The organism is Synergistales bacterium (genome assembly GCA_021736445.1).
Taxonomy (GTDB): domain Bacteria; phylum Synergistota; class Synergistia; order Synergistales; family Aminiphilaceae; genus JAIPGA01.
In genome coordinates, this window is the sequence record JAIPGA010000061.1 from 1 (window position 1) to 15,185 (window position 15,185).

15 protein-coding genes are annotated in these 15,185 nt (G+C 66.1%); 13 read left to right on the top strand and 2 right to left on the bottom strand.

Features of this window, described 5'->3' with window-relative positions:
* Window positions 1-101: 101 nt before the first annotated feature.
* From K9L28_08850 to K9L28_08865, 4 genes are read left to right on the top strand one after another with little or no spacing between them, the layout of a single operon-like run.
* Entirely contained in the window at window positions 102-947 is an 846-nt protein-coding gene (locus K9L28_08850) for a fumarate hydratase (GenBank protein ID MCF7936436.1), read from the top strand.
* Between the two features lie 11 nt (window positions 948-958).
* Complete coding sequence (locus K9L28_08855; protein ID MCF7936437.1) at window positions 959-1,519, top strand: Fe-S-containing hydro-lyase; 561 nt, start codon at window positions 959-961, stop codon at window positions 1,517-1,519.
* Between the two features lie 45 nt (window positions 1,520-1,564).
* Entirely contained in the window at window positions 1,565-3,463 is a 1,899-nt protein-coding gene (locus K9L28_08860; GenBank protein MCF7936438.1) for an aldehyde ferredoxin oxidoreductase family protein, read from the top strand.
* Entirely contained in the window at window positions 3,460-3,951 is a 492-nt protein-coding gene (locus K9L28_08865; GenBank protein MCF7936439.1) for an AbrB family transcriptional regulator, read from the top strand. The genes K9L28_08860 and K9L28_08865 overlap by 4 nt, the downstream gene beginning before the upstream one ends.
* A 5-nt stretch (window positions 3,952-3,956) precedes the next feature.
* Here K9L28_08865 and K9L28_08870 read toward each other — a convergent pair whose 3' ends face one another.
* Window positions 3,957-4,757, bottom strand: coding sequence for a universal stress protein (locus K9L28_08870; protein MCF7936440.1), 801 nt, complete (start codon window positions 4,755-4,757; stop codon window positions 3,957-3,959).
* 86 nt (window positions 4,758-4,843) lie between these two features.
* Between K9L28_08870 and K9L28_08875 the strand changes: the two genes are divergently transcribed.
* The 3 genes from K9L28_08875 to K9L28_08885 all read left to right on the top strand — a co-directional run bounded on the left by K9L28_08875 (window position 4,844) and on the right by K9L28_08885 (window position 6,996).
* Entirely contained in the window at window positions 4,844-5,293 is a 450-nt protein-coding gene (locus K9L28_08875; protein MCF7936441.1) for an endonuclease, read from the top strand.
* A 78-nt stretch (window positions 5,294-5,371) separates the two neighbouring features.
* Window positions 5,372-5,857 carry a chemotaxis protein CheX gene (locus tag K9L28_08880; GenBank protein ID MCF7936442.1) on the top strand — a complete coding sequence of 162 codons (486 nt, stop codon included), beginning with the start codon at window positions 5,372-5,374 and terminating at the stop codon, window positions 5,855-5,857.
* Between the two features lie 35 nt (window positions 5,858-5,892).
* Window positions 5,893-6,996, top strand: coding sequence for a hypothetical protein (locus tag K9L28_08885; protein ID MCF7936443.1), 1,104 nt, complete (start codon window positions 5,893-5,895; stop codon window positions 6,994-6,996).
* 7 nt (window positions 6,997-7,003) lie between these two features.
* Here the strand turns inward: K9L28_08885 and K9L28_08890 are convergent, their stop codons facing one another.
* Window positions 7,004-7,732, bottom strand: a complete 729-nt coding sequence (locus K9L28_08890; protein ID MCF7936444.1) for an SDR family NAD(P)-dependent oxidoreductase — start codon at window positions 7,730-7,732, stop codon at window positions 7,004-7,006.
* 130 nt (window positions 7,733-7,862) lie between these two features.
* On the opposite strand from K9L28_08890, the gene K9L28_08895 reads away from it, so the two are divergent.
* The 6 genes from K9L28_08895 to K9L28_08920 all read left to right on the top strand — a co-directional run bounded on the left by K9L28_08895 (window position 7,863) and on the right by K9L28_08920 (window position 14,962).
* Window positions 7,863-9,965 (top strand): patatin-like phospholipase family protein, encoded by a 2,103-nt coding sequence (locus tag K9L28_08895; protein MCF7936445.1) that lies wholly within the window; start codon window positions 7,863-7,865, stop codon window positions 9,963-9,965.
* A 177-nt stretch (window positions 9,966-10,142) separates the two neighbouring features.
* A complete protein-coding gene (gene proS, locus K9L28_08900; GenBank protein ID MCF7936446.1) occupies window positions 10,143-11,582 on the top strand; it encodes a proline--tRNA ligase in 1,440 nt (479 codons plus the stop codon).
* 209 nt (window positions 11,583-11,791) lie between these two features.
* Entirely contained in the window at window positions 11,792-12,331 is a 540-nt protein-coding gene (locus tag K9L28_08905; GenBank protein ID MCF7936447.1) for a DUF6305 family protein, read from the top strand.
* A 17-nt stretch (window positions 12,332-12,348) separates the two neighbouring features.
* A complete protein-coding gene (locus K9L28_08910; protein ID MCF7936448.1) occupies window positions 12,349-13,638 on the top strand; it encodes a TRAP transporter large permease subunit in 1,290 nt (429 codons plus the stop codon).
* Between the two features lie 18 nt (window positions 13,639-13,656).
* Window positions 13,657-13,800, top strand: coding sequence for a hypothetical protein (locus K9L28_08915; GenBank protein ID MCF7936449.1), 144 nt, complete (start codon window positions 13,657-13,659; stop codon window positions 13,798-13,800).
* A 37-nt stretch (window positions 13,801-13,837) separates the two neighbouring features.
* A complete protein-coding gene (locus K9L28_08920; GenBank protein ID MCF7936450.1) occupies window positions 13,838-14,962 on the top strand; it encodes a succinylglutamate desuccinylase in 1,125 nt (374 codons plus the stop codon).
* The last annotated feature ends 223 nt before the right edge of the window (window positions 14,963-15,185 follow it).

Consider the following 15,185-nt stretch of genomic DNA (forward strand, 5'->3'; position numbering starts at 1 on the left):
CGCCAGGCCCCGTGTTCTGTTATAGTAGGCGGTATACCCTGCAGCGGCAGCCCGCTGCAGGGGCGCGAGGGTTCGGGCTTTCGTAAGGAGGAGGGGTTCCGTTGCGGTTACTGCCTGCAGAGGTTGTCGGGAACACGGTGGCCGAGCTTGTCCTGGAGGCCTCCGTCGCTGTGGGCGCCGACGTCCGATCGGCGCTGGAGGGTGCTGTGGAACGGGAGGAGAGCCCCATGGGCCGCGGCGTTCTGGAGGACATCCTCGCCAATCTCGATATCGCCCGGGAGGATCGGGTGGCGGTCTGTCAGGACTGCGGGACGGCGGTGGTCTTCGTGGAGCTCGGACAGGAGGTGCTCCTGACGGGGGGGTCCCTGGAAGAGGCCGTGGACGAAGGGGTCAGACAGGCCTACCGGGACGGCTATCTGCGGAAGTCCATCGTCGCCGATCCGCTCTATGACCGTGTCAATACCGGTGACAACACGCCGGCGGTTGTCCACCTCCGTTCCGTTCCGGGAGAGCGTGTCCGCATTGCCGTGGCGCCCAAGGGCATGGGGAGCGAGAACATGAGCGCCCTGAGGATGATGAAAGCCGCCGACGGCGAGGAAGGGGTGCTGGCGTTCGTCACCGAAACGGTGCGCACCGCCGGGCCGAACCCCTGCCCGCCTGTCGTCGTCGGCGTGGGTATCGGGAGCGACTTCGAAGGGGTGGCTCTGCTGGCCAAGCGTGCGCTGCTGCGGCCGCTGGGCAGCCGCAATCCCGACGGGCGGTACGCCGACCTGGAAGGGAAGATCCTGGAACGGGTCAACAGGCTGGGTATCGGTCCCGGCGGCTATGGAGGCAGGGTGACGGCCCTGGGGGTGCAGGTGGAGCATGCGCCGACCCACATCGCCGGGATGCCTGTGGCCGTCAATATCTGCTGTCACGCCGACCGCAAGGCGGAACGCCTGATCTGAGGGGGGAGACCATGACCGAGGGCACACTGCTGCGTATCTCTGCGCCGCTGGACGGGAAGACAGTGGGGTCGCTCCGGGCCGGAGACCGGGTATTGCTGGACGGCACCGTCTACACCGCCCGGGACGCGGCCCACAAGCGGCTTGTGGAGGCCATTGAGGCCGGAGCGACGCTTCCCATACCGCTGGAAGGGCAGGTGATCTACTATGTCGGGCCCTGCCCTGCCCGGCCGGGAGCGGTGATCGGGCCCGCCGGACCGACCACCAGCTACCGCATGGATCCCTACACCCCCGTGCTGCTGGAACGGGGACTCAAGGGGATGATCGGCAAGGGGAAGCGCGGCCCCGAGGTGATCGCCGCCATCAGGAAGCACCGGGCTGTCTATCTCGGCGCCACCGGCGGTGCCGCGGCGCTTCTGGCCCGGTCGATCACGGCGCAGCGGATCGTGGCCTACGGGGATCTGGGGCCCGAGGCGCTCCGCGAGCTGACTGTGGAGGCCTTCCCGGCGACCGTGGTGGTTGACGCTTCCGGACGGGATCTCTACAGTGAGGGGCCGCAGGCCTACGGGAGATAACCTGCAGCAACTCGGACGAGAGCGCGTTGAGTGGGGGGGAACAGTATGTCCTTGTGGAAAGGAACACGAGCGTGGGTGGATCTGCATAGCGAAGAGGTGACCTACGAGACAGTCTCCGAACATGAGGCGCGACGCTGGGGAGGCATGAAGGGCCTCGCCATGCCCGTGCTCCTGGAGCATCTCGAAAGCAGTACGGAGCCGCTGGGGCCGGACAATGTCTTTGTCCTTGCCGCCGGTCTGCTGAACGGCGTCGCCTTTCCGGGGGTCTGCCGTTACGGCGCCTATGCCCGAAGCCCGCTGACAGGCGGTTTCGGGGAGAGCGAAGCCGGGGGCTACTTCGGGCCGGGCATGAAAAACCAGGGGATCGAGGCCATTGTGGTTACCGGACGGGCAGACCGGCCGGTCTACCTCTGGGTGGAAGAGGGCGCCGTGGAGATCAGAGACGCCGCCGCGCTCTGGGGCTCCGAGAACGCCCAGGTGCAACAGGGGCTCCGGGACAGCCACGGCGAGGTGACCGTTGTCTCTATCGGTCCGGCCGGCGAGAAGTGCGTGCGCTACGCCTGCATCATCAACGACCTGCACCACGCCAACGGCCGCACCGGCATGGGGGCCGTCATGGGCTGCAAGAACCTCAAGGCGGTGGCCTGCCCGGCGCCGAAACCGGAGCCGCCGGCAAAGCCGGAGCTGTTCAAGGCCTGCCACGAAAGCTTCCGCGACTGGAAGGAGAACCCCCTGGCCTGGGGGCTGCACGAGAACGGCACCTCGGCAGGGGTGATGGCGCTCAACCTGGGCGGGATCCTGCCGACCAGAAACTTCAGCGAAGGGGTCTTCGACGGCGCCAAAGCCATCGACGGCAAGACCATGACGGAGCGACTCCTCAAGGACCGGATCGGCTGTTTCGCCTGCTCCGTGCGCTGCAAACGGGTTGTCGAAGGGGGCGCCTACGACGTGGACGCACGGTACGGCGGACCGGAGTACGAGACCCTCGGCGCCTTCGGCTCGCTCTGCGGCGTCGACGATCTCGATGCCCTCTGCAAGGCCCACGAGCGCTGCAACGCCCTCGGCCTGGACACCATCTCTACAGGTGCCGGCATCGCCTGGGCTATGGAGTGCGTGGAACAGGGCATCCTCACCTCCGAGGAGACCGGTCTGGACGGCTTCGGCGATACCAGGGGGATGCTCGCCGCCATCGAGCGCATCGCCGCGCGGAGCGCCTTCGGCCGTGTCCTCGCCGACGGGGTGCGGAGTGCGTCCCAGGCAGTGGGCAAGGGCAGCGACCGCTTCGCCATGCATGTGAAAGGCCAGGAGCTGCCCATGCACGACCCCCGGGGGAAGGTGGCCCTCTCCCTGGCCTACGGCGCCGCTGCGGCGGGGGCGGACCACATGCAGTTTCCCCACGACTCCATGTTCAAGCAGGAAGGCTTTCCGCTGGAAACGATGAAATGCCTGGGGGTCAACGACCCCTTCGATCCGCTGACCTTCGATAACGAGAAGCTCCGCGGGGTGGCCTCCATGTGGCGCTACTGGACGCTTTTCAACCACCTGGGGGGCTGTTTCTTCGTCTTCGCGCCCCGCAGCCATTTCCGCGCCTCCCGGCTTCCCCAGCTTGTGGAGGCCGCCATGGGGTGGGAGACCTCGCTCTACGAGCTGCTGGCCATGGCCGACCGGGGACTGGCCGCCGCAAAGATGCTGAACCGGCGGCTCGGCATCGGCCCCGAGGAGGACAGGATCCCCCACCGCCTCACCGAGGCGATCCCCGAGGGGCCCTCGGCGGGCCGGCGTGTCGACCGGGCGGAGTTCGAGACGGCCCTGGAGACGCTGAACACCCTCATGGGATGGGACAGCGAGGGGCAGCCTACCGAAGAGACCCTTCTGCGGCTCGGTCTGGAGGAGTACAGCCTTGTCGATTCCGGCCGGTGCGGGGGAGACGGGAAGGCGGAATGAACCAGGCCCTTGTCGTCGCTGCAGTGATCGCCGCGGGGATCGCGGGGTACTACTCGCCCATCCCCGCCGGCGCACTGGTGGGTGGACTGATAGGCGGCCTGGCGGCCAAGGCCGTACTCGGGCTGGGCGTGGAGAAGATCACCCTGCTCTCGGTGATCTCCCAGATGCTGGTGGCCTATGTTATCGTAGAGCGGTCCGATCTGAGCTCCGTGCGGATGCTGCCCCGGTATATCCCCGTGGCGATCCTCTACAGTCTTGTGCTGCTCTGCTTCAGTCTGGTGATGGCCTGGGTGCTCTCCAGGTGGCTGGGGCTGGACTGGGTGACGGCGATCTTTGCGACACCCCCGGGCGGCCTCTCCGGTTTGGGTCTGGCCGCCACGGAGGTGGGGGCGAATGCGCCCATCGCCCTGCTGTTCCACGTGATCCGGGTGGTTCTGGTCATGACCCTGGTGCCGCTGGTGGCCTCCGTTCTCGAACGCTTTCTGTAGCGGCCTCAGACGGGGATGATCAGCATGGGGCAGCGGCTTTCGTTGATCACCACCTCTGCGGTGGTGCCCACGAAGAGCTGCCAGAGCTCGCTGTGCAGGGAGAGCCCCAGCACCAGCAGCGACGGATCGAGCTCCTCGATGGTCTGCTTCAGCGTCTCCTCCAGTTCCCCGCTTTCGATACGCGTCGCCGCTTCGGGAGCCCAGGAGCTGATGGACTCCTTCACCGTCTGCAGCGCCTCGTCGGCGGTGGTGATCAGCTCCTCGGCCCTTGAGGGGTCCTCCAGCGGAACGGCGTGGACCAGTGTCAGCGAGTAGGCCGTACCGGCCAGGGCGTTTTCCAGCGCCGCAAACATCGTTTCGGTGCGTTCCGGGTCGAGGTCGGTGGCGACCACCACATGATGCTGCGGGGGGGAGACGGGCAGTTTCCGCTCCTCCCCCACATCGATGAGCAGCTGGGGCAGGGCGAGCTTGCGCACGAAGCCGGCTTTGTCCTGTCCCGGTTCGACAAGATAGGAGACCAGCGTGCAGCCGTGTTCGCCCGCGATCCGTCGCGCCACCTCCGCCTCGTCACCCGCTTCAACGATATGGCGGACCGGGATGCCCCGTTCACGGAGCGAGCGGCTTGCCTCCGCCAGGCGGTCCTCCGCCTCGGAGACATAGTTGGGTGTCTCCACACCGGCCACGGTGTCGACCACATGCAGGAGCACGAACTCCGTTTCCTTCCAGGACATGTGCTCGGCCAGCCAGAGAAGCCCCTGTTCCGAAAGCTCGGAGAGATCGGTGCAGTACAGGACCTTGCGTAGCATGATGTCACCTCCATTGATATGCGATAACGTTGCTCTATAATAGTATAGATGCCCTTCCGAAACGGTTCAAGTGAGAGGAGCGGAGGATGATGGCCTATCTCGGGGTTGATCCGGGCAGGGAGAAGATCGGCTGGGTGCTGGCCGACAGCGATGGGCGGCTGATCTGTTCCGGCATTCTCCCCGTGCGTCATCGGCAGGAGCTGCAGCGTGCCGTGAGGCAGGGGAACTGGCGGCGGCTTGCGCCCTTCCTTGCGGAGGGGGGGGCGCCTGAGGAGAAGGAGTGCGGTATCACATGTATCGTGGTGGGCGACGGGACGGGCAGTGCGGCGATACAGGTGCTCTTCGCCGGAGACAGACGGGTGCAGACCGTTCCGGAAGGCTACTCCACGCTGGAAGCCCGTTCCCTCTACTGGCGGTACCATCCGCCGCGGGGGATCCGGCGGCTGATCCCGAGATCGCTCTGTGTTCCTCCCAGACCTATCGACGATTTCGCGGCGCTCTATCTGGTGCGTCGCCATCTTGCAATGCAGCCGTGAGACAAACCGCGGCTGTGCCGACGGGACGCCCCGTTCGGGGAACCGAAGCAGCGAGCGAACCGAGAGAGGGGGTGCAGTATGGATAGGGACGTGTTGAGGCGTTTTGTCAACGCCTTTGGTGGAGGTGTCAAGGAGGTCAGCGCCTCCCTGGGCGTGCAGGCGGAACTGCAGAAAAAGGGAATCCGCCAGGGCGTAGAGGTCACCGGCAGCCGGGTGGCTGCGCTGGTTGGGGTGGTCGGCGGCGAGATCCACGGCACCGCGGCGATCATGCTGGATCAGCAGGGCTTCGAAGCCTATGTGACCGGTATGAGCGGAGGTATGGTGCAACCGGACATGGAGGATCCCGTGGCGCTCAGCGTTGTGGGCGAGCTGGCCAATATGTCCAGCGGCAAGACCCTGACCAAGCTCGACATCAAAGGCCTGGACCTCACGCCGCCCCAGATCATCACCGGAGAGAATGTCAAGGCCGTTCCGGCCGAAAAGCTCGGCGTGATCTCCTTCACCCTCCCCTTTACCGTAGGGGATGAGGGAAAGGTGTTTCTGGTTCTGTCCTTTAATCAGTAGCCTCCGGACGACCGGGGGGTGGGAGGTGGACCGCAGTGGAGAACGAACAGTCCGGCGACTGGCATGTGGATCTTCTGTCCTACATGCTGGGGGTCCGCCGCGAGGAGGTGGACTCCCTGGTGCAGCAGTATCTCGACTCCGGCGGACACAAGGACCCCGCTTCCATGTTCGGCTTTCTCTCCGCCCACGGGCGGAATTACGCGGTGCTCTGGGCGGTCTTTCCCTACAACGACCAGATCTCCCTGCTCATGTCCGGCGTGGTGGGCCCCGACAGGGAGATCATCTGGTGGGGGGTCGCGCCGGTCCCCTTTGGGGGGGGAAGCGGAGTCCTGACAGGCTGGAACCGGGCGCTGGAGCTGACGGCGGGCCATTCCGGCGGGGCGCTGGAGCGGATCTCCGAAAGCGAGTGGTGGGCGGCGGAGCAGGTGGCCAGACACTGCGGCGAGGTATGGCCGGGGCTGATCGAAGAGCTGCAGAGCCGGCTGGAATCGGCCTATCTCGAAGAGGGGCAGGGATGGGAGAAGCAGAGCTTCTTCGAATCGCCTGTGACCACCAGGGAGGCCTCTCCGGTGGTGGAGAAGCGCTTCCGCGACGCCACCGGTACGTCCCTGCGCCTTGCGGCACTCCGGCTGACCATGGTCTCCCTGCCGGATCTGCGGGACCTGGGTCTCGCCATCGATTCCCTCCAGAACGCCCTGGATGTCTATGTGGAGTCGACGATCACCGCCTACCCTACCGGCACGGCGGCGGAGGAGGCCGCAAACGAGCAGACAGCCCCGGAATCGATGATCCTCCCCGATTCCGGGGTCCGCTTTCTCGATCCCGTGATCGACCCCGTCGAGGGGATCGCGCTCTCGGCCCTCGAGCCGGGCGACGGCATCATGCTGGAACGGAGGGAGGGCGATCCCCTGGTCGGCCAGATCTACATGGTGCGGATCCTCCGCAACGGCCACTATGAGCTCCACGGCAAGCTGCGGGGCGAGGGGGGCTTCTTCCGCTGCATCTCCCCCGGCGACATCAGGGTGAAACGCGCCGCCCCGGAGACCCTGGAGCGTCCCGTGGGGGCGGGGATCGCCTGGGCCTTCGTGGCCGGCGCGGTGGTGCTGTTCATCGCGGCGATCGTGCTGGTCCTCTCCTGAAGCGCGGCTAATCCATGTACCGGCCGGCGTTGACGTCCAGCACCTCGCCGTTGATGTACCCGTTCTCGGCCAGAAAGAGCACCGACCGGGCGATCTCCTCGGGAGCGGCGATCCGTCCGTTCGGCGAGAGCGAAGCCAGCCGCTCTCTAGTCTCCTCGTCCAGCATGGGCGTGTCCACCGGTCCCGGCGCCACGGCGTTGGCCCGGACCCCCTGCTGGAGCAGTTCCCCCGCCAGATGGAAGGTGAAGCCCATGATCCCCGCCTTCCCGGCCGCGTAGTGCACCCCCAGGGAACCGCCGTTCTTCCCGGCGATGCTCCCGATATTGACAATCGAGGCCCCTTCCTGGCCGAGCATGTAGGGCAGGGCGCACTTGGTGACCAGGAAGGCGCCCTTCAGGTTCACATCCAGGACGGCATCCCATTCCGCTTCGTCGATATCCAGGATCATGGTGTTCTCGCCCAGGATCCCGGCGTTGTTGACCAGCAGCGTGAACCCGCCGAGGGTTTCCGCCGCCCCGGTGACGGCGGCCGCCACATCCTCCATCCGGGAGATGTCGGCCCGGCAGGGGAGGGCCCGCACCCCCCTGGCCTCCAGGGCCCCCGCCAGTGTTTCCGCCTTCTCTCTGTTGTTGCGGTAGGTGAAGGCCAGGTTGTACCCCTTCTCCGCCAGAAGCGTGCAGACCGCCTCGCCGATTCCGCCGCTTCCTCCTGTCACAAAGGCGTTTCCCTGTTGCATGCCTATCGCTCCTTTCCTTCGGGTGTGGTGGACGCTGGGCGCACATCTGTACTATAGTGTCCTGGAACAGCGTGCTCAGGACATTCTATCATTCCCGGTTTGCCGACGAGGACAGTCTGGAGTTGGTCATATGGCCAAGCGGCGTGTTTCCCTGTTGTGGGCTATGGTTGTGATGCTGCTCTGTGGAGCCACCCTTCCGTCCCAGGGGGCGGAGAAGGGGATTGTGCTGGCCCTCTCCGGCGGCGGCACCAAGGGCTTCGCCCATATCGGCGTGCTCCAGGTGCTGGAACGCGAAGGGATCCCCCTCCGCGGGATCGTGGGGACCAGCATGGGCTCCATTATCGGCGGGCTCGCCGCCTGCGGCTACAGCGGCGGGGAGCTGGAGCACATTGTCGCCGAGGAGATCGATCTCCCGGCCCTGCTGACGGACAAGTCCACCAGGATGCAGGAGCCCCTGACGGGCGAGAGCGACGAGGTGCTCTTCCGGCGGACCTTCGACAGCGAGCTGGGCCGCGAGGGACCGCTCGGGGCGATCCCGGGGGTGCGCATCCTCAACCGGTTCGCCGATCTGGCGTCGAAGGCCACGGTCACCTCCTTCGACGAGCTTCCCGTTCCCTTTGCCGCGGTGGCTACCGATCTGACCACCGGCGAGATGGCCATCCTCCGCGAGGGGAGCCTGGCCACCGCCATGCGGGCCTCCATGTCGATCCCGGGGCTTTTCGAACCCTGGCCGGTGCGGGGACGTCTGATGGTGGACGGCGGGCTGGTGGCCAACGTGCCGGTCCGCGCGGCACAGCAGATCTTCCCGGGCGCCAGGATCATCGCCGTCAACGTCAGTGGCGGCATGCGGGCGCAGGGGAAGCTCCGGAGCGCCGCCGACGTCATCGACCAGAGCATCACCATCATGACCCGCAGGAACGTGGAGGAGGACCTGCGCCGGGCCGACCTGGTGATCCGTCCCGCCGTGGGGGAGATGCCGCTTTTCGCTGCGGGCAGGGAGCGGGAGATCATCCGCACCGGTCGCGTTGCGGCGGAGGCGAAGCTTGACGCCATCAGGGCGCTCCCGTCGGGCGCCGGAGTACCGGAGGCGCCCAGTGCCCGGGGTGAGAAGCCCATCGTAGCCGGGCTGCGCGTGGAGGGGCTCTCCAGAGCTGCCGCGAGCTACCTGGAGCAGATCTACAGGGGCTGGGTGGGCAAGCCCTTCCGTACCCGGAGAGTCCTGGAGGCCTGCCGGATCATCCAGAGCCGCAGCGATGTCACGGCGGTGGACTATCGTCTGGAGAAGGCCCCGGATCCAGAAGGAGCGGTGACGGTGGTCCTCGTAGCGCAGCGGAAGGCCCCCTACGAATTCTCCGTCGACGGCTACACCTCCAGCCTCCACGCCTACCGATGGCTCTACCTGCGCGGCGTGCGTCGCAACCTCTTTCGGGAGGGCGATCTGCTGACAGGCGAGGCCAATATGGGCGACAACTGGAGCTCCCGACTGCACTACTCCTCCCCCTCGGCGCGGTTCGAGCGCTTCTCGGCGGGGCTCGCCCTGCACAACTGGAAGATGGATCCGGTGAACGCCCCCAGGACGGCGTGGGAGCGCTACACACTGGAGCTCGGGGCCCACAGCCGCCGCGAGCCCTTCGAGATCATGTGGGGGGCACTGGCCGAACAGACCAGGATCGACGGCGGGACCGAGGAGTATGCCGGACCGGTGCTGCGTATGCAGTGGGAAGACAGCGGCGATCCCCTCAAGGGGGAGTCCGCCGTCTCCATGCATCTCGCCGGCTGGTGGCCCGATTTCGACCGGATCCTCCTGGAGATGGGCTTCAAGGCCATCCTCCCCCTGGACGGCAAAAACCATATCGTCTTTGCCGGCGGCGGCACCAAAGGGGACAGCGACGTCCCCCCGCACCGCGCCTTTCTGGGGAGTCCGGGATCGCTGATCTCCTATACCAACAGGCCCATCGTTGCCGACAGGGTGGCCTGGGCGCGGGTCGGCTACAGGCGTCTTCTGCACAAGAGCGTTCTCGGTCCGCTCTACGGCGAGCTCTACTACGCCCGCGGCTATGGCTGGGACAGCGACTGGGGCCGCGAGGCCTCTCCATGGGAAGCCGGGGTGTCCGTTTCCATCCCCGGCGACCTGGTGGAAGGGGAGTTTCTGCTGATGTACAGCGAAGACGACGAGTGGACCATCGGCTTCGAGCTGGGCGGTCCCTACCGCGGCCACCGGGTGATCCCCTGAGCGGTTTCGTTCCCTGGACGGAGAGACGGAAGAGCGTGTACAATCATCGAATATATTGTCGGAACCCCTCCCTCCTCAAAGGAGAGAGGGAGAGACCGTTATGAAGAGGGCGCCATCCGCTGCCGGCGGAGGCAGCCCCCGGCAGCCGGGGCCGGATCTCTGAGGAGGGATTGTGTAATGGCACGCAACATCACGAAGAGAGAGGACAACTACTCGCAATGGTATCTGGATGTCATTAAGACGGCGGAGCTTGCCGACTACGCCCCCGTGCGGGGCTGCATGGTGATCCGGCCCACGGGCTACGCGCTCTGGGAGCGGGTGCAGGAGCATTTCGACAGGGGGTTCAAGGAGACCGGCCACGTGAACGCCTACTTCCCGCTGCTCATCCCCAGCTCCTTTCTGGAAAAAGAGGCCAAGCACGTGGAGGGGTTCGCGCCCGAATGCGCCGTGGTGACCCACGCTGGCGGCGAGGAGCTGGAAGAACCCCTGGTGGTCCGGCCCACGTCGGAGACGGTGATCGGCCACATGTACAGCAAGTGGGTCCAGTCCTGGCGGGACCTGCCCATCCTCATCAACCAGTGGGCCAACGTCATGCGCTGGGAGAAACGCTCCCGGCTCTTCCTGCGGACCTCGGAGTTCCTCTGGCAGGAGGGGCACACCGCCCACGCCACCTCCGAGGAGGCCATGGAGGAAACACTGCGGATGCTCGGCGTCTACCGGGATGTCATGGTGCACCAGCTGGCCCTGCCGGTGATCACCGGCGAGAAGTCCGAGGGAGAGCGCTTCCCCGGGGCGGACAACACCTACACCTGCGAGGCCATGATGACCGACAAACGCGCCCTCCAGGCCGGCACCAGCCACTATCTGGGACAGAATTTCGGGAAGGCCTTCGACATCACCTTCCAGAACAGGGACGGCGACCTGGACTACGCCTGGACCACCAGCTGGGGGGTCTCCACCCGGCTGATCGGGGCCATCATCATGACCCACTCCGACAACGACGGCCTGATCATCCCGCCGCGGGTGGCGCCGGTGCAGGGGATCATCATCCCCATCTCCCGGGACGAGAGCCGCCTGGAGGAGACCCTGCTCCCCAAAGCCAACGAGCTGGCCGGACGGCTGAACGAGATCCTCGGTCTCCGCCGGGTGGAGGTGGATACCCAGTTCCACATGCGTCCCGGCGAGCGCTTCTTCTACCATCTCCAGAAGGGCGTTCCCGTCCGCCTCGAGCTGGGCGAGAAGGAATTCGAAAACGAGACACTCACCCTGGTCCGCCGGGACACCGGCGAGAAGGAGACCGTCTCCTGGGATGCCGTCACCGAACGGCTGCCGGAGCTGCTTGAAACCATTCAGCGGGACCTTCTCGACAAGGCGGAGCGCTTCCGCGAGGAGAACACCTATCATGTGGATACGGTGGAGGCCATGCGCGACGGCCTGGAAGAGAAGGGCGGCTTCTTTACCGCCCACTTTGCCGGCTCCACCGAGGACGAAGGGGAAGTGAAGTACGAGACCGGCGGCGCCACCATCCGCTGCTTCCTCAGCGAGAAACCCCGGGGCACCTGTTTCTACACCGGCAAGCCCGACGCCCGGCTCGCCGTCTTCGCCAAGGCCTACTAAACCTATCGGCCCGATCTGTCCCACGGAGGTCTTCCCCAGGAGGGAGGACCTCCGTTTTTTTGCCTTCTTCCATCGCCCGGCCGACACAACCTTCCGTTTTCCCCGGAGAGATAAAAAAGACAAAAAATATAGACGATTCGCCCTGCGCGCTGTAGGCTACAGACGATGCAAAGGATCTGCCAATGAGGAGGAGGAGCATCGTGAAGCGAATGCGTATCGGAATCATTGCGCTTGTGATGGTCGGACTGCTCGCCGGGGCCGCTGCGGCCGCCGACGTGGGGCTGACCTCCATCGGACAGAGCCCCGACGCCATGATGGTGCGGGTGCTGCTGAAGCAGCTCGGCGTGGACGCCGACTTCCAGAAGCTCATGAGCGGCGAGGACGCCGCCGGATACCAGGCGGTGATCGCCGTGGTCGGCGGAAGCTCCAAGGGCATGGGCGCCGCGGGGATCGACAAGCAGGGGGAGATGGACCGCGCCGAGGCGGTGCTGCAGACCGCCAGAGAGGAAGGTGTCCACATCCTGGTGATGCATGTGGGCGGCAGCGGACGCCGGGGCACCCTCTCGGATCCCCTGATCGAGCTGGCCGTCCCCTACGCCGACGAGCTGATTGTCGCCAAGGGGGGCAATGAGGACGGCATCTTCGACGAGCTGACCCAGGGGATGGATATCCAGATCCGCTACGTCGACACCGTGCGGGACGCCAAGACGCCTCTGGAAGAGATCCTGAGCGGCTGGTCGCTTCTGTAGGCCTGGTGACGACGCTCATGCAGTGGTTCTGGCCAGAAGGATTCTATACCATTCTGATGATCGCCGTCTTCGCCGTCGGCGCCTTCACCTTCCGGCTGCCCATCGCGGTGGCCATGAGTGCCGCGGCGGTGGGCGGCGCCCTGGCGGCGGGATTCGGGGTTCCCTTCCGGCACCTGGTGGAGGGGATGTTCGGCTATCTGGACACCATCCTGATCATCGCCACGGCGATGATCTTCATGAAGTGTGTCCAGCACATCGGTCTGCTGGAGGCGGTGGCCGCCTGGGTGATCCGCCGGTTCCGCCACGTGCCCACCATGCTCAGCATCGGGATCATGGCGCTGATCATGGTGCCCGGGATGATCACCGGTTCGTCCACGGCGGCGGTGCTGACCACCGGCGCGCTGGTGGCGCCGGTGCTGATCAAGCTGGGCGTGCCGGTGGTCAAGACGGCGGCGGTGATCGCCATGGGCGCCATCTACGGGATGATCGCTCCGCCCATCAACATCCCGGCGATGATCATCGGCGGCGGGATCGACATGCCCTACGTGGGCTTCGGTATCCCCCTGCTGATCTGCACCGTTCCGCTGGCCGTCTTCAGCGCCCTCTGGCTGATCCGGCCCCACCTGACGGCGGCCTTCAACGAGGAGGACATCGAGGCGGAGCTCCGGCGCATGGAATCCGCCCCGCTCTCCCTGCGGATGTTCCTCCCCTTTATCGTGCTCACCATCCTGCTGATCGGGGAGCGGATCTTCCCCGCCTTCTGGCCTTCCCTGGGGATGCCGCTGGCCTTTCTCCTCGCTGCGGCCACGGCGCTGCTCTCCGGCCGGAGCTGGAGCCCCCTGCACGCCGCCACGGAGGCCATCGACGAGGCGCTGCCCGTCATGGGCATCCTCATGGGTGTGGGGATGTTCATCCAGATCATGACGCTCACCGGCGTACGGGGCTTTGTGGTTGTCTCGGCGCTGGCTCTGCCGGCCTGGCTGCTCTACCTGGGCATCGCCACCTCCATGCCGCTCTTCGGGGCCATCTCGGCCTTCGGCTCGGCGTCGGTGCTGGGCGTGCCCTTCATCCTGGCGCTTCTGGGGCGCAACGAGATCATGGTCGGTTCGGCGCTGAGCCTCATCGCCGGACTGGGCGACCTGATGCCCCCCACGGCGCTGGCGGGGATCTTCGCGGCCCAGGTGGTGGGGGAGAAAAACTACTTCCGGGTGCTCAGGCACTGTCTGCTGCCCGCCGCGGTGACGGCGGCCTGGGGGATCGCGGTGATCCTCATGGCCAACGCCATCGCCGGCGCGATCCCCTGGTAGGATGAGGAGGTGCCGGTGATGACACTGATCTACCGAGGTATTGTCCTGCTGATTCTGGTGCTGGTGCTGCGCTGCCTCTTCAGGGAGAAGAGCTTCTGGAAGCAGGTGACCGCCGTGCTGGTGGTGATCCCGCTGGTTCTGCGGCTGCTGATGATCAAGTGAGGGAACCGAGATGACTATCTTCGAACGAATCGCGACGATGAGAGGGACGGTGGCCACCGCCGCGGTGCTGCTGGTGGCGGCCCTGGGGATGACGGCCTACGCGGGAACCCAGTTCGTGCAGATGTGGGAGCCCGATACGGTGGTGCCGGCGCCTGGCTTTACGGTGCACCACCTCTCCGACTACTACGCGGGGGTCAGGGAAACCCCCGCCGATGCGAGGGTCTATATCCAGGAGGGCGCGGAGCCCGGCGGGACCATCTTCATCCTGGGGGGCACCCACCCCAACGAACCCGCCTCGTCGCTCTCCGCGATCCTCTTTCTGGAGAACGCCCGGGTGAAGCGGGGGCGGCTGATCGTCATCCCCTTCGCCAACCAGATGGGCTTCACCCACAACGCGCCCCAGGCGGGCCACCCGCAGGGAATCAGCTTCACCCTCCCCGACGGGGAGACCAGGAGCTTCCGCTACGGCTCGCGGCTGACCAACCCTGTCTACCAGTGGCCCAACCCCGACATCTACGTGCATCCCGCCTCGGGGCAGAAGCTGGACGGCAAGGAACGGCGCAACCTGAACCGCTGCTATCCCGGCGTGGAGGGCGGGGCGCTCACCGAGCGGCTGGCCTACGCCATCATGGAGCTGATCCGCAAGGAAGACCCCGTGCTGGCCTTCGACCTCCACGAGGCCTCGCCGGAGTACCCGGTGGTCAACGCCATCGTGGCCCACGAAACGAGCATGGAGCTGGCCGCCATGGTGGCCATGGAGCTGGAGGGCCTGGGGATCCCCATGCGGCTGGAGCCCTCGCCGAAGAACCTCCGCGGCCTGAGCCACCGGGAGTGGGGGGATTTCACCGAGACCAACCCGATCCTGATGGAAACGGGCAACCCCAGCCAGGGACGGCTCCGGGGCCGGACCGACGAGGCGCTGGTCCTCACCGGCGCCGACAAGGCCTACATGAAGGCCGCCGAACTGGGGCGGCTCTACATCCCCTACGACGGCGACCAGCCGATCCGCTACCGGATCGCCCGGCATGTGACCTCCATCATGACCTTTGTGCAGATGCTGGACATGATGTATCCCGACCAGGGCGTCACCATCGACGGGATCCCCGGCTTCGAGGGAATGATGGACCGCGGATACGGCGCCTTTCTCAACCCCACGGAGTGAGGGAGGTCCGCCACGGAGGGAGGTGGTGCGCAGCGGCGTGACCCGATCGGTGCGGAGAGCGTAACGAGAGAGCCCCGTACGGTACGTACGGAACGAAAGAGAATGAAGGAGGAACCTCTATGCGAACTGTCGTTTCCCGAATTCTTCTGATCGCCCTTGCGGTGACCCTGATTGCGGCGAGCGGCGCCATCGCCGCCGACCGGCATATGCCCAGTGATGTGGT